We start from the raw sequence: 18,579 nt of genomic DNA, 5'->3' as shown, positions 1-18,579 counted from the left end.
GAGGAGACGCACAAGGAAGGCAGGATGAATGTTGCAGAAAAGCGGCCGCTGCCGTGCCCGTCCGACTGGACCGTCGAGATGATCGAGGAATACGACGCCGAGATATCGCGCGTCGCCAACCGATACGGGCTCGACGTCTATCCCATTCAGCTCGAAATCATCAGCGCCGAACAGATGATGGATGCTTATGCCTCCGTCGGCATGCCGGTGAATTATCGGCACTGGTCGTTCGGCAAGCACTTCTTGTCGACCGAGAAGAGCTATCGGCGCGGGCAGATGGGTCTCGCGTATGAGATCGTCATCAATTCGAACCCATGCATTGCGTACCTCATGGAAGAGAACACGATGACGATGCAGGCGCTCGTCATCGCGCACGCGGCCTACGGGCACAACTCCTTCTTCAAGGGCAATTACCTCTTTCGGCTTTGGACCGACGCGCACGCGATCATCGACTATCTCGTGTATGCGAAGAATTACATCGCCGAATGCGAGGAGCGCTTCGGGCTGGATCGTGTCGAGGAACTGCTCGATTCCTGCCATGCGCTGATGAATTACGGCGTGGATCGCTACAAGCGCCCGCAGAAACTTTCGCTTGCGAAGGAAGCCGCGATGCGGCGTGAACGCGAGCAATATCTGCAGTCGCAAGTCAACGAACTCTGGCGCACCTTGCCGAATCGCAAGGCACAGTCCGCCGAGGAAATCGAAAGCCGTTATCCGCCGGAGCCGCAGGAAAACTTGCTGTACTTCGCGGAAAAGAACGCGCCGCTGCTCGAACCGTGGGAGCGCGAAGTCATTCGTATCGTGCGCAAGGTCGGGCAGTATTTTTATCCGCAGCGGCAGACGCAGGTGATGAACGAAGGCTGGGCCACGTTCTGGCACTACACGCTGCTCAACACGCTCTATAACGAAGGCCGGCTCGAAGACGGCTTCATGATGGAGTTCCTGCATTCGCACAGCAACGTGGTGTATCAGCCGCCCGTGACGAAGCCGTATTACAGCGGCATCAATCCGTACGCGCTCGGCTTTTCGATGATGAGCGACATTCGCCGCATTTGCGAAAGCCCGACGGATGAAGATCGCGAGTGGTTCCCCGAACTCGCGGGCAGCGACTGGCTCGAATCGCTGCACTACGCAATGCGCAACTTCAAGGACGAGAGCTTTATCGCGCAGTATTTGTCGCCGCATCTGATCCGGGAAATGCGCCTCTTCTCGATTCTCGACGACGACATGCGCGATTCGCTCGAAGTCTCAGCCATTCACGACGGCAGCGGGTATCGCTATGTGCGGCAGGCGTTGTCGCGCCAATACGACATACATCATCGCGAGCCGAACATTCAGGTCTATTCGGTAAACACGCGCGGCGACCGCAGCCTCACGCTGCGCCACTTCATGACGGACAACCGGCATCTGTCGAACGACAGCGACGAAGTGCTCAAGCACATGGCGCGCTTGTGGCAGTTCGACGTTTATCTGGAGAGCGTCGATGAAAACGGCACGGTGAGAAAGCGCTTCGACTGTCGGTACACGCCGCCGAATCACGCGCGCTGATCGGTAGCTTTAAAGAAAACGGCTCCTCGCGGAGCCGTTTTTTTCTTGTCCGAAGCAGGCTTCAGATTTCCTTGCCTTCCTCGTCTTGCGTGAAGATGTCCCAGCTTGCCATGAAGAGCGCCGCAACCAGCGGCCCGATCACGAAGCCGTTGATGCCGAAAAGCGCCATGCCGCCGAGCGTCGAAATGAGCACGACCCAGTCAGGCATCTTCGTGTCCTTGCCGACGAGAATCGGGCGCAGGACGTTATCCACGAGACCGATCACGACCACGCAGAATCCAACCAGCACGAGCCCTTGCCAGATCTGGCCGGTCGCGAAGAAGTAGATCGCCGCGGGCGCCCAGACCAGCGCCGCGCCGACCGCGGGCAGGAGCGAGAGAAACGCCATCAGCACGCCCCACAAGAGCGAGCCGTTGATGCCGAGAATCCAGAAGATGAGCCCGCCCAGCAAACCCTGCGCGGCGGCGACCGCGATATTGCCCTTGACCGTCGCGCGCACGACGGTCGTGAACTTCGCGATCAGATGCTGCTTCGGCGCCGGATCGAGCGGCAAGGCGCGGCGGATGCGCCGGCCGATCTCGCCGCCATCGCGCAGCAGGAAAAACACCAGATACAGCATGACGCCGAAGCTCACGACGAACTGGAACGTGTTCTGGCCAATGGACAACGCCTGCGCCGCCGCGAACTGGCTGATCTGCGCCGCGCCTTCCATGAGTCGACGCTGGATGCCGGGGATATCGTCGAGACCGTAGCGCCCGAGCATCTGCTGCACCGAAGTCGGCAGCGCATGCAGCACGTGCTGAAAGTACACTCCGAAATTCAGGTCGCCGCTCTTGATGCGCGCGTAGACAAGCGCGATTTCCTGCACGAGCGTCACGGCCACCACGGCCAATGGGATGATGACGATGAGAATCGCCGCGGCCAACGTCGTCAGCGCGGCGAGGTTGCGCCGCTTGCCGAAGCGCACGGTGAGCCAGCGCTGCATTGGCTGAAACAGGATAGCGAGAATCGCGCCCCAGAAGATCGCGCCGAAGAAAGGCAGGAGCACCCACGCAAGCGCGAGCGTGACGACGAACAACAGGATATGAAAGAAGCTTTGATGGACGGACTGATTATTCATTGGGACCGGTTAAGCGGAAGGGGAGCGGGCAGCGCCGCTCGAGTTCGCGCATGCTAGCACGCGGCTGCCGACGTCATTCATGCACTGCATTGGAGCGCTGTTTCGACCGGCGGTTCGGTCAGCGTTCAACCATTGACACCGCTCTCGACTAAAATCCGGCTTTCATTCCTTGCGGACCGCTTCCGGTCTCAATCGAGCCGGATGCAAGAGCAATGCGCGTTCCACGTGCGTGGCACGGTGCGCTTTACGTATCCAACAATGAATCCTGGTGTCGTCTACGCATTCGCGGCCTTCGCGCTTTGGGGCCTGTTCCCGATCTACTTCAAGGCGTTGAATTCGATTAGCGCGCTGGAGATGCTTGCGCACCGCATGGCCTGGTCGCTGATCTTCCTCTTCATCGTCCTGACGGTGCGGCGTCAGTGGCGCTGGCTCGGCCCGGTGCTGCGCGACAAACGTCTGCTTGCGCGCTTCGCGGCGAGCGCCGTGTTGCTATCGACGAACTGGGGCATTTACATCTGGGCGGTAAACGACGGGCGAATCGTCGAGGCAAGTCTTGGCTACTTCATCAATCCGCTCGTCAACGTGCTGTTCGGAATGGCCTTCCTGCACGAGCGGTTACGGCCGATACAGTGGTTCTCCGTTGTCATCGCCGCGCTCGGCGTGCTGTGGCTCACCTGGGTGAACGGCGCGCCGCCCTGGATCAGTCTCGCGCTCGCGTTGACTTTCGGCGGCTACGGGTTGTTGCGCAAGACGGCGAAGCTCGGCGCGCTCGAAGGGCTCACGCTCGAAACCATGTTGCTGTGTCCTGTCGCGCTGCTTTATTTATTCGTGCTCGGCGCGAACGGACATAGCGGTTTCCTGGATGCGTCCGTGGGCATCGAGGTGCTTCTCGCGGCGGCCGGGCCGATCACCGCCGTGCCGTTGCTGCTGTTCGCGGCCGGCGCGCGGCGCATTCCCTTGTCGATGCTCGGCCTGATTCAGTACATCACGCCGACGCTGCAGTTGCTCATCGGCGTGGTGATTTATCAGGAGGCGTTCGGGCATGACCGTCTGATCGGCTATGGCGCGATCTGGGCGGCGTTGGCGATTTATTCGCTCGAAGGCTTGTATCGGGCGCGGCCGGGGCGAGGGTGATCAACGCAACGCGTCACCCCATCGGTACTCCACCGTCAGATCGTCGAGCTTCGCCTTGAGTTCGGTATCGATCGGCTGATCCACTGTCGCGAGCGTCTCGTCGAGCTGTTCGACGCGGCTTGCACCGATGATCGCCGAGGTCACCGCCGGATTCGCCAGCACCCATGCAAGCGATGTGCTCGCAAGCGACCGGCCGTTTTCCTTCGCCACATCTTTCAGCTTTTCGATGGTCTGGAACTCGCGCTCGTGCCAGTAGCGCTGCTGATACATTTCTCCCGCTTTGCCGACCGTCGCGGTAAAGCGTCCGTCCGAAGGCGCGGCGTCGTGCTTGTGCTTGCCCGTCAGCAAGCCACCCGCGAGCGGGTTATACGGAATCACGGCGAGCCCTTCTTCCACCGTCAGCGGCAGCAGTTCACGCTCGATCTGGCGAAACAGCAGGTTATAACGCGGCTGAACGGAAACGAAGCGGGCGGTGCGCAGTACATCGGCGCGACCTAGCGCACGTGCGAGCCTGTACGCCAGAAAATTCGATACCCCGACATAGCGTGCCTTGCCGCTTCTCACGATGATATCGAGCGCTTCGAGCATCTCGTCGAGCGGCGTGTCGCGATCGTCGTTATGCAGTTGATAGAGATCGACGTAGTCGGTGCCGAGACGCTTCAACGACGCATCGATTGCATCGAGCAGATGCTTGCGCGATGCGCCCTGATCCCATGTAAGCGGCCCCATCGCGTGCACGGCCTTGGTGGCGAGAATGTATTGATGCCGCCGGCCCTTCAACCAGCGTCCGACGATTTCCTCGGTGCGGCCCGCGAGGTCGTTCGTCGCGCCAAGCGGATAAACGTTGGCGGTGTCGATGAAATTGACGCCCGCCTCGGCCGCGCGATCCATGATGGCGAACGACGCGTCTTCCTCCGTCTGCAAACCGAAGGTCATCGTGCCGAGGGTGAGACGCGAGACGGTGAGACCGGTGCTGCCGAATTTGCGATATTGCACGATTGCGCTCCCGAGGTTGAATAGCGATCGACAGGATAGTCTTTATGCGTGCCGCGCGCTCGGGGCTACCCGGACGCACGCCGCTATCAGCGCGCAGCAGGCGCGGGCGCGGCGGCGCGCGGCGCGTTGTCGAGCCGTCTGAAGACGAGACCCGATAGCAACGTCACCACGCCCATGCACAGGAAACTCAATCTGAAACCGATCGCGCCCGAGCCGAACTGATGCTCGAACACCTGCACGAGCGACCCGCCGATCGACACGCCAAGCCCGATCGCAAGCATCTGCACCATCGAGAAGAGGCTGTTGCCGCTGCCCGCATCCTTGATGGAAAGGCCCTTGAGCGTGACGCTGTTCATCGCCGCGAACTGCATCGAATTGCAGGCGCCGAAGAGCGCGAGAATGGCGATCTCCACGACGAGCGGCAGCGACGGCGAAAACAACGCAAAGCCGATGATCGACGCGCCCACCAGCGCCGTATTCACCAGCAGAAAATTGTCGTAGCCGTAGCGCTTGACGAGGCCCGCGATCCAGCGCTTCGACAAGGTGCCCGCGAACGCGATAGGCAGCATCATCAAGCCGGAATGCAGCGGGCTGTAACCGAGTTCGAGCTGCATGAGAAGCGGCAACAAGAACGGCACCGCGCTCGACCCGATCCGGCAAACCAGATTGCCGATCAGCCCGACGCTGAAGTTCGGCTCGCGAAAGAGCGCGAGATGAAAGAGCGGATTGCGCTTTCTGCGCGCATACGGGATATACGCGAAGGCCGAGACGGCGGCCACGACGAACAGCGCCGCCGACACGAGCCCGCGATGCGTTTGCACCGGACTATCCAGCGCCAACGAAAACGCCACCATGCACAGGGACAAGAGCCCGCAACCGACGAAATCGAAAGGCGGCGCGTTCCTGATGGCGTCGTCGGGAAGAAAGCGCCGCACGGCATAGAGGCCGACCGCGCCGATCGGCACGTTGATCAGAAAGATCCAGTGCCACGTGAACGACTGAACGAACCAGCCGCCGAGCGTCGGACCGAGAATAGGGCCGACCTGTCCGGCAACCGAAATCATCGCGAGCGCGGACACGTAGGCTTCGCCCGTCATCGTGCGAAGAATGGCAAGGCGGCCGATTGGCAGCAACATCGACCCGCCGATGCCTTGCAGCACGCGCGCCATGACGAGTTGATCGAGCGTGTGGGCGCTCGCGCAGGCAAGCGAGCCGATCACGAACAACGTGATCGCGACGAAGTACACGCGCCGCGTGCCGAAGCGGTCGGCGAGCCAGCCCGAAGCGGGCGTGAAAAGCGCCATCGTGAGCGTGTAGGCAACGACGATGGACTGCATCGCGAGCGGCGCCGCGTGCAGATCGCGGGCGATGGACGGCAGCGCCGTATTTACGATGGTCGTGTCCAGCGCCTGCATGAAGAAGCCCACGGCGACGATCCAGAGTAGAGCCGTGTGCGATGACAGTTTGTTCATTTGAGGGGCGAAGTGGCAGGAAGCGGCGCGCCGCGAAAGCCTGACGAAAGGCCAGTGAAAAGCCCGTCAGCGCGCATTATGAAATGTTAATGACTCCGCGCGCTATCGGGAAGACCGCTAACCGCATTGACTGTGATCGTGATTTCCGATCACAATGCCGCATGCTGAATCCCGTGTGGCTGACCACCTTCGCGACCGTGGCCACGTCGCACAGCTTTACCGACGCCGGCCGTCAGCTCGGTCTGCGCCAGTCGAGCGTCTCCGAGCACATTCGACGCCTCGAAGAAAGCGTCGGACGAAGGCTCCTCGTGCGCGATACCCATTCTCTCGCGCTCACGGCCGACGGAGAAGCCATGCTCGTTCACGCCCGCGTGATTCTCGAAGCGATGGCGCATGCGCAATCGCAGTTCAGTTCGCCGCGGCTGCGCGGACGCGTGCGGCTCGGTTCATCGGACGATCTGGCGCTCGGGCCGCTGCCGAGCGTGCTTGCCGCCTTTCGCGACACGCATCCGGATGTCGAACTGGAGATCACCATCGGCATGACGGGACGGCTGTATCAACTCGTCGATGCTGGCGAACTCGATCTTGCCGTCGGCAAGCGCCGTATCGGCGATGCGCGCGGCACGCGGCTGTTCAGCGGCCGACTGGAGTGGCTTGCAAAGCCAGGCACCATCGTCGATACGACTCAGCCCTTGCCGCTCATCTTGGTCGCCGAGCCGAGCGTGACGCGCGCTGTGGTACTCGATGCGCTCGCCATGGCCGGCGCGAGCTGGCAAACCGTCTGCACGAGCAGCAGCCATGCGGGCTGCATCGCGGCGGCGCGCGGCGGACTCGGGCTCACGGTGCGTTCGCATTTTCTGGCGGGACGCGGACTCGCGCCGCCTGTGAATCGCGAAGCGTTGCCGGGATTGCCGGAGGTGGAGTTCATCGCGTTCGGCGCGAAACATCTGAGCCGGCCCGCCGAGACCCTGCTTCAGTTGCTCGAAAGCAGCGACCTGCGCGGCGAATGGGACGGCGAATGAACGCTTCGACCAGAAGCGAAAGAGGGCAGGCGCGAGATGTGCGGCGGTTGTGCCGCAACAACGTGCAGCCGGTGCGATTGGCCTTCGCCGATCGCTTCTTATATATTGAGCGGCGTTCGAAGCGGCCAACCCATCTCGTGTCACGTCTTCGCTGTCTTTCATCTAGCTGTCTCGCGGGCCTGTCCATGAGGACATGGCGGCAGTTGCTCGTCTTCTTGGCGCTCGCCTTGCCGTTTGCGGGCGCGCATGCCGCCACGTATCTTACGAAGCATTGCGAAGACCTCGGTGGCAAGACGGTGCCCGCATCGATCATCGGTCTGCCGACGCGCGGCGCGCTGATCGAGAGCGCGTCGGTGACGAAGGCCGCCGCGCCGGGTAATCGCAACGGCGAGTATTGCCGCGTCACGGGCATCATCCGGGCGATCCAGGACAACACGCCCGACATCCGCTTCGAAGTGAATCTGCCAAGCCGATGGAACGGCCGCGCGTTGCAGATGGGCGGCGGCGGCTATAACGGCACGCTCGTCTCCGGCACCGAACCCATGCCTTTCGCGCCCGACTCGACGCCGCTCGCGCGCGGCTATGCGACCTTCGGTTCCGACTCGGGGCACTCGGGCAACGCGGGGCGCGCGGACTTCGCCGTGAACGACGAAGCCATCGTCAACTTCGGCTTCGCGCATCTCAAGAAGACCCGCGATGTCGCGCTCGCGCTCATCCAGATGGGCTACGGACGTTCGCCGGAGAAGACGTACTTCGCGGGCGGCTCGACCGGCGGACGCGAAGGCTTCACGGTCATCGAACGCTTTCCGAACGATTACGACGGCGTGATCGCCAATGCGCCGGCTATCAACTTCTCGGGCGTGCGGCTGATGGGTGTGAAAGTCGGGCAGGCGTCCTATGCCAAGCCCGGCGGATTCGTCGGCCTCGCGCAGCAGCGGCGGTTGTTCGAAACGGTCGTGCATGAGTGCGACAAGCTCGACGGCGCGGCCGATGGCATTGTCGGCAATGTGGAAGCTTGCCGGAAGCTCGAGCCGCAGATCATCGCGTCGTTGCGCTGCGCGAACGGGCAGCGGCCTTCACTGCGCGACAGTTGTCTTTCCGACGCGCAGATCGAGACGCTCGAACTCCTGCGCGATGGCCTGAAGCTGCCGTATCCGCTCGCGTATAACGTCGATACTTATCCGGGCTACAACGTGTTTCAGGGCGTCGATTTCTCCGGCACGCTCGGTCTCGGCGATTCACCCACGCTGCTTTCGCCGCCAACCTTCGGCGCCAATGGCTATCTCTTCGCGCAAGGCGACGCGTATATCCGCCACTTCGTCACACGCGATCTCTCGTTCAACTCGCTCAATTTCGACCTGAACGACCCCGCGCGCTACAAGCAGCGGCTCATCACGCTCGCCTACACGGTCGGCGCGATGAACCCGGACTTCGCGGCATTCATCGCGCACGGCGGCAAGCTGATTGCAATGCACGGACTCTCCGACGAAGTCATCAGCCCGAACCAGACCATCGCGTTCTTCAACGGGCTCATCGACAAGTACGGCCAAGACAGCGTCGATTCCTTCATGCGGCTTTACATGGTGCCGGGTTTTCAGCATGGCAACGGCGTGTTCATTCCCGCATGGGACGAACTGGGCGCGCTCGACGAGTGGGTCACGAATGGCACGGCGCCCGAGACGCTCATCGGCAGCGACATTGCGCCGGCCACCAACGGACGCACGCGGCCGATCTGCCGTTACCCCGGCTATCCGCGTTACCTGGGTAAGGGCAGCATCAATGTCGCGGCGAACTTTCGCTGTGTCTTGCCTTGAATGCTTGCCTTGAGCGCCCGTCTTGAGCGCACGCTCAGAAGCTGGTCGCGTTCGCCGCGCGCGGCATGAAGCGCGCGAGAATCCGCGCCCACGTGCGCGCCTTATTCTTGCGATACGACGTCAGCGATACCTCGACCGCGTGCTCGCTCTCCGACGACAACCACACGCGTTCGCCGCGCTTTAGGCGCACGATATCGCCGGGCTTCATCCAGTAATCGTAGGAATCCTGATGACGCGTGAGCCACACGGATGCATCGGCGATACGCAAGTCGGCATCGCGTGCAAGACGCCACGACACCGTCTGATGCGGCGCGACTTCGACATACACCACCACGCGTGCGCCGCTCGCATCCAGCTTGCCCGCTGCCACGCCGTGCAACACGCCGCGTTGTAGCACTTCCGAACCTTCTTCCATCTCGCTCTCCATGTTGTAAGCCGAAGACGGAAGGCCAGCACGCATCAAACAAAAGGCCCCGTCTTTCGGCGGGGCCTTGGGAACCAACTTGTCTGCTTGAGCCTTGGCTGCTAGCGCACACGTTCTCCCGATGACCCGCCATGCTTAATGGCGTTCATTGGGTTTTTAATCGCGGCGATGGCGAGGACGAGGTCTGCGTGCATGGAATGGAGTATCAGTTGGAACCAGGCGCGCTGTCAATATCGAGACAGGATTTTCAAAGCGATAAAAAACCCGGACCGCGTTGCCACGGTACGGGTTCTCTTCGTTCGAGTATCTCGATCGCGCTTAGTTGCCGCTATAACCCAACGGCTTCGTCGTATTGTTCTTCGCGATGTCCGCCAGCGTCGACACGATATAACGCGGCGACTCGGTCAGCGTGAGCGTGATGCCGCCGTTGTTGTACGGTGCGCTCGACACGTTGCCCATCGGATCGATCAACGCCACCGTGCCCGCCGTGCCCGGCACACCTACCTGCAGCTTGTACGAGGTGTTGTAGCTCGAACTAAAGGTGCCGTCGGCCGCGGGCCACACTGCATTGTTATGCGTCCACAACGCGGTGATGATCTTGCCGCTGCCAAGCTGCTGGAATTGATAGGCGTACACGCCGGCCGGCAGGTTCTTGACCGGACCGAGCGTCACCGTGCCGTCGAGCACGCGGGTCATCGTGGCGACTTGCATCGCGGCCGGCTTCGGGCTGATGTTCGTCGTGCCGAATGCCGCTTGCGGATTGTCGAGGTCGAAGAACGTGCCGTAGCCAGGTTCGCCCGGGAAGTCCGGGCCGAAGAAGACATAGGTCTGATCCGCGCCTTCGCCGAGCATGATGATATGCGTACGCGCCACCACCGCGCCCTGTGCGTACAGAATGTTCGGCGACGGATAGTTCGGGCCATAGCTCGAACCGATGTCATAGCTGATACCCGTTTCCGTCACGAACAGCTTCATGTTCGGCTTGTATTCCTTCGCCATCTCCGCGCGCAGGTTGCGCATCTCGTTGAGCAGCGAATTCGCGGCATCGGCGGGGTCCGGGTCCGTGTGATGACGCTCCGGCGGATGCGAGGGCGACGTGCCCGCATCGTAATAACCGTGCGTCGCGATGCCGTCGATATATTGCGCGTAGCCCAAGGGCGCGAGGCGCTTGAGGCGATCCGTCGTCAGCGACGGGAACGGCTCGGCCGGGCCCATCACGACGGCGTGCGGATCTTTCGCATGCAGGCCCTGATACGCGGCCTTGTAGAGCGCGACGAAGTTGGCATCCGTGTCTTTCCACAGGATGTACGGCTCCCACGTCACCTGATAGTAGTTCGACGACATCGTCGGATAGTACTTCTGGCGAATCGCCTCCGTTTCCTGACCGACGCGCGACAGGTAGTTCGAGAAGTAGCCGAGATCGGCCGGCGCATAGCCGTAGTCCGGGCTCAGGCCGTGACCGCTTGCCCAGCCGGGAATGCCGTCGAGCCGCACGAGACGCATGACCTTGCCCGACGTGTAGAACGGATCGAGGTTGTTCGCGCTTGGGTTGAAGGTGTTGCGGCCGTTCGGTTCCATCACCGACATCTGACGATCGTCGATGGTCGAGGAAATGCCGAGCGCCGACAGCATGACGCCGTTGTCGTTGAAGCCTTGCATGCCGAAGCGATGTTGTTCCTGCTTCGTGTAGGTCACGGCCGGAATCGTGCCGCTCAGATCCGGCGTCACGCCGAAGCTCGCGAAGCCATTCGGACGCGTGCCCGAGGTTTGCACCTGACCGCCGCCATTGGCGAGCGTCGCGGACACGGCAAAGTAGCCGGCAAGCGTGGACGAGCAGGTGAGGGTGGTGGTCGTTGCAACCGAAGGCACCGCGAAACTGCCGCTTGCGACCGTCTTGCCGAGCGCATCGGCGATAGTCCACTTGAGCGTATCGGCGCTGCCGGCGCGCGTGGTGACGGCGACCTTGAACTTGGCGTTGATCGCGAACATGCGCGAACCGTCGCCTCCGGGGGTATCGACGGTGATCTTGCCGTTGCCGGCCGATGCCGACGACACCGCCGGCGAAGCACACGTCAGACGCAGATTCGAGGCAGCCTTGGCAACCGCTTGTTCGGTGGCATCGGCTTCGGAGCCGGAGGCGGCGGAGGCGTTTGCCACGCCGGCGGGGCCGGCGCTAGCCGCGCTCGTGGAGGCGGGAGAACCGCCGTCGCTGCCGCCGCAACCGGCAAGAGCGAGGACGAGCGTCGAAAGCAGGAAAGGACTTTTGGTCATCGATTCAAAACGCATAAGCGCAGATAAAACCAGGCGTTCATTTCGATTACGCCCAGCGATGCAAAAAGCATCTGGTTTTCGACAGGCGGGCTGGGTTCTGATACGCCATCCGACCGGCTTCGACATGGACGCATTCCGCTTTTGCTACACGAACGGTTGAACGCGCAAACGTTTGCTATATCGCTCGATATCGCGAGATAGAAGGGTGACGAAAAGCGGGTGGTCTGCTGGAACTAATGAGTAGAAGAAATCGATGCAAGGTAACTATTGCTCGTTTCTAAGACATTTCCGACTCGTCGGAAGCAAATACTACTCGATGGATTGAATGACGTTGAGTAATACTGAGTAACAAAATGTTACGTATGAGGATAGATTTTTGCTTGAATTCGCATGGCAAACCCACGCCAGCCTTGCCGATAGCGCCACGACGGTTTAACTTGAGCGACGCTAAAAAACTTTTCGTGGAGGTGGATGTGGCTTATCTGCTACTTGTGATCGAGCCCGTGGAGCAACGCAGCCAACGCACGCCGGAAGAGGGGCGCGAGGCGTATCGGCAGATGGGAGAGTTCGCCGACGGCCTGAAAGCGCGCGGCGTTTTGCGCGCATGCGAGTCGCTGACTTCGCTCAAGGATGCGTCGCGGGTTTCGCGGGCATCGGCGGATGACGCGAGAATCATCGACGGACCGTTCGCCGAGGCAAAAGAAATGATCGGCGGATTTTTCCTGCTCGATTGCGAAACGCACGCCGAAGCAGTTGAAATTGCCGCAACGTGCCCGGCGGCCGCGTGGTGCACGATCGAGGTCCGCAAAGTCGGGCCGTGCTATCTCTAAGGCGAGTTTCGCTGCTCCCGGGTGATTTCCTGTCGATCGGCGGGCGCGTCAAACGTCGTCCCAATGAAGCCGGCAATTTCGCTCGTCTTTCCATTCGCGTCGGAGCCTTACGCCATGCATCAACAGATTTTCGTCAACTTGCCCGTGCGCGATCTGAAGCGCTCGATGACCTTCTTCAAGGAACTCGGCCTCTCGTTCAACCCGGCTTTTACCAATGACGACGCCGCGTGCCTCGTTATCGGCGAAAACATCTTCGCGATGCTGCTCGTCGAGAAGTTCTTCCAGACCTTCACTGCAAAAGCGATCGTCGATGCGCACGAGGCCACCGAAACGCTCGTGTGTCTTTCGTGCGAGAGCAGGGCGGAAGTGGACGATCTCGTCGCGAAGGCGTTGAAAGCGGGCGGGCGGGCGCCGCGCGAACCGCAGGATCACGGCTTCATGTATGGCCACGGCTTCGAGGATCTGGACGGTCACATCTGGGAACTCGTGCATATGAATCCGGAAGCGGCGTGAGCGAGCGTTCGGACGCCGGGCGGGCGGCTCAGTCGATCGCGACGCGCAAGACTATCGACGCGGTCTGGCGAATGGAATCGGCGAAAGTGATTGCGAGCGTGGCCCGCGTGGTGCGCGACGTCGCGCTTGCCGAGGAACTCGCGCAGGACGCGTTCGTCGCGGCGCTCGAGCATTGGACCGATGCGGGCGTGCCGGACAAGCCGGGAGCGTGGCTCATGACGACAGCGAAGAACAGGGCGCTCGACCGGCTGCGGCAGCACACGCTGCACGCGCGCAAGCACGAGGAACTGGGCCGCGATCTCGACGCCCAGGAGATGCACATCACGCCCGATTTCGTCGATGCCCTCGACGCGGCCCGCGAAGACGACATCGGCGACGACCTTCTTCGGCTGATTTTCACGGCGTGTCATCCCGTTCTTTCCGTCGATGCCCGCGCCGCGCTGACCTTGCGCCTGCTCGGCGGCTTGACGACCGATGAAATCGCGCGCGCGTTTCTGGTGCCGGAGCCGACCATCGCGCAGCGGATCGTGCGCGCGAAGCGCACGCTGACGGCGGCGCGCGTGCCGTTCGAGGTGCCGCAGGCGGACGCGCGGGCGGCGCGGCTTGCGTCGGTGCTCGAAGTCATCTATTTGATTTTCAACGAAGGTTATTCAGCGACCGCTGGCGACGACTGGATGCGCCCCGCGCTCTGTGAAGACGCACTGCGTCTCGGACGCATTCTCGCCGAGCTGATGCCCACGGAGAGCGAAGTTCACGGACTCGTCGCGTTGATGGAGATTCAGGCGTCGCGCACGAAGGCGCGTGTCGATGCCCAGGGACGGCCGATTTTGTTGCTCGATCAGGACCGCAGCCGCTGGGACCCGCTTTTGATTCGTCGCGGGCTGACGGCCTTGCAGCGCTCGGAGACCCTGGGCGGCGCGCGCGGCGTATATGCGCTTCAGGCGGCGCTTGCCGCGTGTCACGCGCGCGCACCGAGCGCCGACGCGACTGACTGGCTGATGATCGTTGCGTTATACGACGCGCTCATGCAAACGGCGCCCACGCCGGTGGTCGAGCTGAATCGCGCGGTCGCGGTGAGCATGGCTTACGGGCCGCAGGCTGCGCTCGATATCGTCGATGATTTGCGTAAGGAGCAAGCGCTCAGGACTTATCCCTGGTTGCCGAGTGTGCGTGCGGATTTGCTGGCAAAGTTGGGACGCAAAGACGAAGCGCGCGAGGAGTTCGCGCGTGCGGCTGCGTTGACCAGGAATGCTCGGGAGCAGGCGTTTCTTTTGGGGCGGGCGGAGGAAATGGGGTGATGTTGGGGTCGTGGTTGCTGTGTCTAACCTTTGAGTTTACATAAGATAAATTAGCGCAGTTTTGCGTGTGTAGCGGCTAGATTGTAATGTCCGTATATGGACTCCTCCTCGTTTGCAAACACTCCGCGTGTCAGCCCTAGTATCGATCGCTCACGTATATCCGGTCTCATGAAGCTGCGCCTCAATGAGGCAGCGGACCCTGATGGGCTATTCGCGCGCTGATTCCCAATCGCTTTTACGGGCTCGAAGCCCCGGACATTAGCGGGTTCGATCAGCGCCGGTTCGACCTGTTGGCCATCATGCGGCTTGTTTTGCAATCTTAAAGAAGGTATCGCTAGTCGCGAACGACTTTACTGCGCAGCCAGCCTTGGCTGGTAATCTGTTTGCCGTGTGATCATCGCCCACGCGATCCTCGTAGTCTTGTTCGCCAAGGCGACCGCGGCAACGTTGGGATGCCGGCTTGCCGCAATACGCATGACCCAGAGACTTAGCGCATCAGTCCTGCGTTTGGCCATCTGGATCATCGCTCGAGCGCCGTGAATCAAGAGGCAACGCACATAAGAATCGCCTCTCTTACTGATTCCGAGAAGCCGTTCCTTGCCGCCTGAACTGTTCTGCTTGGGCGTCAACCCCAGCGATGCAGCCATCTGTCGTCCATTGGCAAATTGCCTGGCATCGCCCACTGCGGCCAACAAGGCCGTGGCGACCATCGGACCGACGCCACGCAACTGCTGCAGACGCACCGCTACGGGATCAGATGCCGCGATGGCAGTGATTTCGCGGTCTAGTTGTGCTATCCGATCGTCCAGTGAGCGCAGGTCTTCCCAGATCCCCGTGAGCAGTCGACGGAAACGATCACTCAGACCGCAGTTGGTATCTTCGAGCCAAACAGGAACTGCGCGTCGTAGCTGAAGTATCTGTTTGGGAGCCACGAGACCGTACTCGGAGGCCAAGCCACGAATCTGGTTTGCTTTCGCGGTTCGTTGCTCCATCAGTCCAGTGCGCACCCGGTGAGCTGCCTGCACGTCTTGTTGCCCGACCGTCTTGACGGAGACGAAACGCATGCCAGGCCGACTTATCGCTTCACAGATAGCTTCAGCATCGTTGGCGTCGTTCTTATTGCTCTTGACGTACGGCTTCACGAACTGCGGAGCGATAAGCTTGACCGTATATCCAAGCATCTGGAGACGCCGTGCCCAATAGTGAGCCCCGCCACACGCCTCCATTCCGATCTGTGCATGCAGGGGAACCGTTTTGCGCAGGATATCCAGCCATTCATCGCGTGCAAGCTTGCGACGCCAGACCGTCTTCTCGCGTCGATCCACGCCGTGAACTTGAAAGACATTTTTTGCGAGATCGATCCCGACGCGAATGATGTCCATCTTGTGTTCCTCCTGATTGACCGGTTGAAGACAACTGCAATCATGCGCCCTGTTCCCGCGGGGTGAGGAGGAGTCCATCCCATTGCTTTTAGCCAGATTCAAATGTCCGCTTCGAGCCGCCTAAGCTTACCCCGCGCCGATGCTGCGGCGCAGGAGACCGCGATGGCTGCAACGGACACGATTACCATGTCGATGCGCGAGTTGGACCGATTCAAAGTGATTCAGTCAGTGGTCGACGGACTGCTCAAACCGTGGCGGGCCGCCGAGCGACTTGGACTGAGTACACGACAGGTGCGGCGTCTCAGTGCGCGGTTACGCGAACAAGGCGCGCCGGGCCTGGTTTCCGGCAAGCGCGGTCAAACGGGCAATCATCGTGTCGACGCGGGCTTGGCGGTCCGGGCCGTGGCCATCGTCAAAGAGCGCTATAGCGATTTTGGCCCGACGCTTGCCTGCGAGAAGCTGCGCGAGTGTCATGACATTCGGCTGGCCAAGGAAACCGTTCGGCGGCTCATGATCGGCGCCGGACTCTGGACGCCACGTCGACAGCGTCCTCCAAGGATCCATCAGCCGCGCAACCGTCGCTCGTGCTATGGCGAGCTGATCCAGATCGATGGCAGCGATCATCGCTGGTTCGAAGATCGCGCGCCGGCGTGCACGCTGCTGGTGTTCATCGACGATGCCACCAGCCGTCTGATGACCCTGCACTTCACGGCCACCGAATCGACCTTCAGTTATTTCGAGGCAACGCGCCGCTACATCGAGCAGCACGGCAAGCCCTTGGCGCTGTATAGCGATAAAGCCAGTGTGTTCTCGCTCAACCGGGGCTCGCGCAAGGCTGACAAGGGGGTCACGCAGTTTGGCCGGGCCTTGTACGAGCTCAACGTCGAGACCCTGTGCGCCAACAGCAGTCAGGCGAAGGGGCGCGTGGAGCGTGCCAACTTGACCTTGCAGGATCGGCTCGTCAAGGAATTGCGGCTGCGCGAGATCGACACGTGGGAGGCCGCGAATGCTTATGCGCCCCACTTCATCGCCGACTTCAACGACCGTTTCGGCAAGCGCGCGAAGAGCGACTTTGACGCGCATCGTCCGGTGCGTGCCGACGAGGATCTCGATTCGATTCTGACGGCACGCGAATCTCGTTGCGTCTCGGCCTCGCTGACGGTGCAATACGATCGCGTGATGTACCTGCTTGAAGATTCGCCGGCGACGCGCGCCTTGATCCATCGCTATCTCGATGTGTACGAGTACCCGGACGGGCGCATCGAGATTTGGGCGAATGGCGCGGCGTTGCCCTGTCGACGTTATGATCGCCTGTCCCATGTCGACCAGGGCGCTGAGGTCGACTACAAGCGTCTTGGACACGTCCTTGCGCTGTCGAGGCAGGTGCAGATGGAGCGCGACAATCGCCCTATCAAGTCAGCGCCCTCACGCACCAATCGGGGCGAAGAGGTGCGCCCGAAGATGCGCGCCAACAACACGCGCAAGCAACGCGAACTCAAGCAGATCGACCTGAACGCGATGATGCTCAGAAGTGCCGAAATGCGGGCAGCCTCGGTGGGGAAACTGTCTTCTTTGGAAGCAGGAACCGACCCCAAACCGGACATTTCAATTTAGCCGGATATCGGACATTTCAAATTGGCCTCGACATGTGTTGTAGCGGGCATATTCTAATGTCGTGCGTCGAACTGCGCCCGGTGTTTCGTAGTACTTATCGATCACGTCGGGCGTGGCGAGCAGCGAGGACGTATCAAGAAACTCCGGGCGGAGATAGCCCAACTCGACCACTGTCGTGTGACTGTCCAGCGGCTCCAATTTGGCATGCATGGCTTCCGTGATGCCTTCGACCGCGAACTTTGTCGATGAATACACGACCGAACCGGCCGCCGCCCGTTAGCCGCCAATCGATGAAATGTTGATGACGTGGCTTAAGGCCGACCCGACCTCTTCCGAACTTGCTGCGACACAATCCGGGAATTGAAAAAGCTATAGGGTAGATCGTCCTTTGACCTGCCTGACGTTTTTTATCTCGGCAAAGAGTTTGGTTGGCCGATTGCCGCCTGATGCTAACGAGCAATTCTCGAGTTAAGCGCAACGTCGGCGACGCGTGCGTTGCCTTGCCTTGACTAAAGCAAACATCGGCGACAACACAGGCGGTGAAAATCCGCGAATCGCCGAGTTTGCGTGCGCCCTGGCAATCTCCCTTTCCTATCGATAAAAATGACGTATATAAGAATACCTAATCATTTTTTATCTCATAATAAGATCACGATCAACTCATTGACATCGTTCATGTATGACGCATATCCTTAGCATTGAATATTTGCTTCGCATAACGAATTTCAAGCGGATTTGCTGGCAAGTGGCAAATGTATTTCTTGCGAGCGCAAGTATTCCCATCGGCGCAGAATCAGCTGCTCAAGATAGCTTCAATTTAGCTTTTTTGCACACATCTCAACAGAAAGCTTGCCGTCTTAACTCATTAATCGAACAAGAGAACAAACGCATATGTCTGCACTTTTTTTTCAGAAAAACCTGCCTCTGTGGGAGCGTGCCCTTCGAACCTGCGTTGGCGTGGCTGTCGCCATCGTCGCGTTCGTCATCCCTATGGAGCCGTGGCTCAAGTGGCTGCTTGTCGTTGCGGGCGTGTCGTTCGTCGTGATGGGTTTCGTCGGTTTTTGTCCAATGTGCGCGATGGTGGGCCGAAGACTTAAGGGATAACGAACTCCGTTCGAATCTTCCCGAAGACGCATCGACA

15 protein-coding genes and 1 pseudogene are annotated in these 18,579 nt (G+C 60.7%); 9 read left to right on the top strand and 7 right to left on the bottom strand.

Translation table 11 applies throughout. The features are described from left to right. Positions 1–24 precede the first annotated feature (24 nt). Complete coding sequence (locus P9250_RS25230) at positions 25–1,548, top strand: SpoVR family protein (RefSeq protein WP_409014977.1); 1,524 nt, start codon at positions 25–27, stop codon at positions 1,546–1,548. A gap of 61 nt (positions 1,549–1,609) precedes the next feature. Here the strand turns inward: P9250_RS25230 and P9250_RS25225 are convergent, their stop codons facing one another. Continuing rightward, entirely contained in the window at positions 1,610–2,668 is a 1,059-nt protein-coding gene (locus P9250_RS25225) for an AI-2E family transporter (protein WP_244827876.1), read from the bottom strand. Between the two features lie 258 nt (positions 2,669–2,926). Here P9250_RS25225 and rarD point away from each other — a divergent pair, with 258 nt between their 5' ends. Further along, positions 2,927–3,802, top strand: coding sequence for an EamA family transporter RarD (gene rarD / locus P9250_RS25220; protein ID WP_310396877.1), 876 nt, complete (start codon positions 2,927–2,929; stop codon positions 3,800–3,802). On the opposite strand, the gene P9250_RS25215 is transcribed toward rarD, so the two are convergent. Together P9250_RS25215 and P9250_RS25210 are read right to left on the bottom strand one after the other, a co-directional pair. Next, entirely contained in the window at positions 3,803–4,798 is a 996-nt protein-coding gene (locus P9250_RS25215; protein ID WP_310395795.1) for an aldo/keto reductase, read from the bottom strand. It lies immediately after the preceding gene. A gap of 86 nt (positions 4,799–4,884) precedes the next feature. Further along, entirely contained in the window at positions 4,885–6,270 is a 1,386-nt protein-coding gene (locus tag P9250_RS25210; protein ID WP_244827874.1) for a DHA2 family efflux MFS transporter permease subunit, read from the bottom strand. A gap of 161 nt (positions 6,271–6,431) precedes the next feature. On the opposite strand from P9250_RS25210, the gene P9250_RS25205 reads away from it, so the two are divergent. Further along, on the top strand, positions 6,432–7,292 hold the full coding sequence (locus P9250_RS25205; RefSeq protein WP_244827873.1) for a LysR family transcriptional regulator: 861 nt from the start codon (positions 6,432–6,434) through the stop codon (positions 7,290–7,292). 185 nt (positions 7,293–7,477) lie between these two features. Continuing rightward, positions 7,478–9,106, top strand: a complete 1,629-nt coding sequence (locus tag P9250_RS25200) for a tannase/feruloyl esterase family alpha/beta hydrolase (RefSeq protein WP_250492392.1) — start codon at positions 7,478–7,480, stop codon at positions 9,104–9,106. A gap of 34 nt (positions 9,107–9,140) precedes the next feature. Here P9250_RS25200 and P9250_RS25195 read toward each other — a convergent pair whose 3' ends face one another. Beyond that, the gene (locus P9250_RS25195; RefSeq protein WP_250464882.1) at positions 9,141–9,521 is read right to left on the bottom strand and encodes a DUF2917 domain-containing protein; all 381 of its coding nucleotides are present in this window, start codon (positions 9,519–9,521) and stop codon (positions 9,141–9,143) included. A gap of 327 nt (positions 9,522–9,848) precedes the next feature. After that, a complete protein-coding gene (locus P9250_RS25190) occupies positions 9,849–11,801 on the bottom strand; it encodes a hypothetical protein (protein WP_250492394.1) in 1,953 nt (650 codons plus the stop codon). 473 nt (positions 11,802–12,274) lie between these two features. Here P9250_RS25190 and P9250_RS25185 point away from each other — a divergent pair, with 473 nt between their 5' ends. From P9250_RS25185 to P9250_RS25175, 3 genes are all read left to right on the top strand, one after another. Next, complete coding sequence (locus P9250_RS25185; protein WP_250464900.1) at positions 12,275–12,631, top strand: YciI family protein; 357 nt, start codon at positions 12,275–12,277, stop codon at positions 12,629–12,631. A 114-nt stretch (positions 12,632–12,745) separates the two neighbouring features. After that, positions 12,746–13,144 carry a VOC family protein gene (locus P9250_RS25180; RefSeq protein WP_244827868.1) on the top strand — a complete coding sequence of 133 codons (399 nt, stop codon included), beginning with the start codon at positions 12,746–12,748 and terminating at the stop codon, positions 13,142–13,144. Between the two features lie 71 nt (positions 13,145–13,215). Further along, positions 13,216–14,442: a sigma-70 family RNA polymerase sigma factor gene (locus P9250_RS25175; RefSeq protein ID WP_310396875.1), complete on the top strand. Its 1,227-nt coding sequence runs from the start codon at positions 13,216–13,218 to the stop codon at positions 14,440–14,442. 350 nt (positions 14,443–14,792) lie between these two features. Here the strand turns inward: P9250_RS25175 and P9250_RS25170 are convergent, their stop codons facing one another. Beyond that, entirely contained in the window at positions 14,793–15,824 is a 1,032-nt protein-coding gene (locus P9250_RS25170; protein ID WP_250470253.1) for an IS110 family transposase, read from the bottom strand. A gap of 186 nt (positions 15,825–16,010) precedes the next feature. Here P9250_RS25170 and P9250_RS25165 point away from each other — a divergent pair, with 186 nt between their 5' ends. Continuing rightward, on the top strand, positions 16,011–17,438 hold the full coding sequence (locus P9250_RS25165; protein ID WP_409014976.1) for an ISNCY family transposase: 1,428 nt from the start codon (positions 16,011–16,013) through the stop codon (positions 17,436–17,438). 63 nt (positions 17,439–17,501) lie between these two features. Here the strand turns inward: P9250_RS25165 and P9250_RS25160 are convergent. Then, positions 17,502–17,747: pseudogene (locus tag P9250_RS25160) on the bottom strand (SDR family NAD(P)-dependent oxidoreductase); the annotation flags it as partial. 582 nt (positions 17,748–18,329) lie between these two features. On the opposite strand from P9250_RS25160, the gene P9250_RS32665 reads away from it, so the two are divergent. Next, positions 18,330–18,542, top strand: coding sequence for a DUF2892 domain-containing protein (locus P9250_RS32665; protein ID WP_250525807.1), 213 nt, complete (start codon positions 18,330–18,332; stop codon positions 18,540–18,542). Positions 18,543–18,579: the final 37 nt, after the last annotated feature.

The organism is Caballeronia sp. LP006 (genome assembly GCF_031450995.1).
Taxonomy (GTDB): Bacteria; Pseudomonadota; Gammaproteobacteria; order Burkholderiales; family Burkholderiaceae; genus Caballeronia.
This window is presented reverse-complemented; position numbering and strand designations above follow the sequence as displayed.

Excerpts from the sequence above, each read along its gene's own strand:
- rarD (WP_310396877.1), top strand. The coding sequence starts at position 2,927 with ATGAATCCTGGTGTCGTCTACGCATTCGCGGCCTTCGCGCTTTGGGGC.
- P9250_RS25200 (WP_250492392.1), top strand. The coding sequence starts at position 7,478 with ATGAGGACATGGCGGCAGTTGCTCGTCTTCTTGGCGCTCGCCTTGCCG.
- P9250_RS25180 (WP_244827868.1), top strand. The coding sequence starts at position 12,746 with ATGCATCAACAGATTTTCGTCAACTTGCCCGTGCGCGATCTGAAGCGC.
- P9250_RS25195 (WP_250464882.1), bottom strand. The coding sequence starts at position 9,521 with ATGGAAGAAGGTTCGGAAGTGCTACAACGCGGCGTGTTGCACGGCGTG.
- P9250_RS25190 (WP_250492394.1), bottom strand. The coding sequence starts at position 11,801 with ATGACCAAAAGTCCTTTCCTGCTTTCGACGCTCGTCCTCGCTCTTGCC.
- P9250_RS25175 (WP_310396875.1), top strand. The coding sequence starts at position 13,216 with ATGGAATCGGCGAAAGTGATTGCGAGCGTGGCCCGCGTGGTGCGCGAC.
- P9250_RS25230 (WP_409014977.1), top strand. The coding sequence starts at position 25 with ATGAATGTTGCAGAAAAGCGGCCGCTGCCGTGCCCGTCCGACTGGACC.
- P9250_RS25165 (WP_409014976.1), top strand. The coding sequence starts at position 16,011 with ATGTCGATGCGCGAGTTGGACCGATTCAAAGTGATTCAGTCAGTGGTC.
- P9250_RS25210 (WP_244827874.1), bottom strand. The coding sequence starts at position 6,270 with ATGAACAAACTGTCATCGCACACGGCTCTACTCTGGATCGTCGCCGTG.
- P9250_RS25170 (WP_250470253.1), bottom strand. The coding sequence starts at position 15,824 with ATGGACATCATTCGCGTCGGGATCGATCTCGCAAAAAATGTCTTTCAA.
- P9250_RS25205 (WP_244827873.1), top strand. The coding sequence starts at position 6,432 with ATGCTGAATCCCGTGTGGCTGACCACCTTCGCGACCGTGGCCACGTCG.
- P9250_RS32665 (WP_250525807.1), top strand. The coding sequence starts at position 18,330 with ATGTCTGCACTTTTTTTTCAGAAAAACCTGCCTCTGTGGGAGCGTGCC.
- P9250_RS25225 (WP_244827876.1), bottom strand. The coding sequence starts at position 2,668 with ATGAATAATCAGTCCGTCCATCAAAGCTTCTTTCATATCCTGTTGTTC.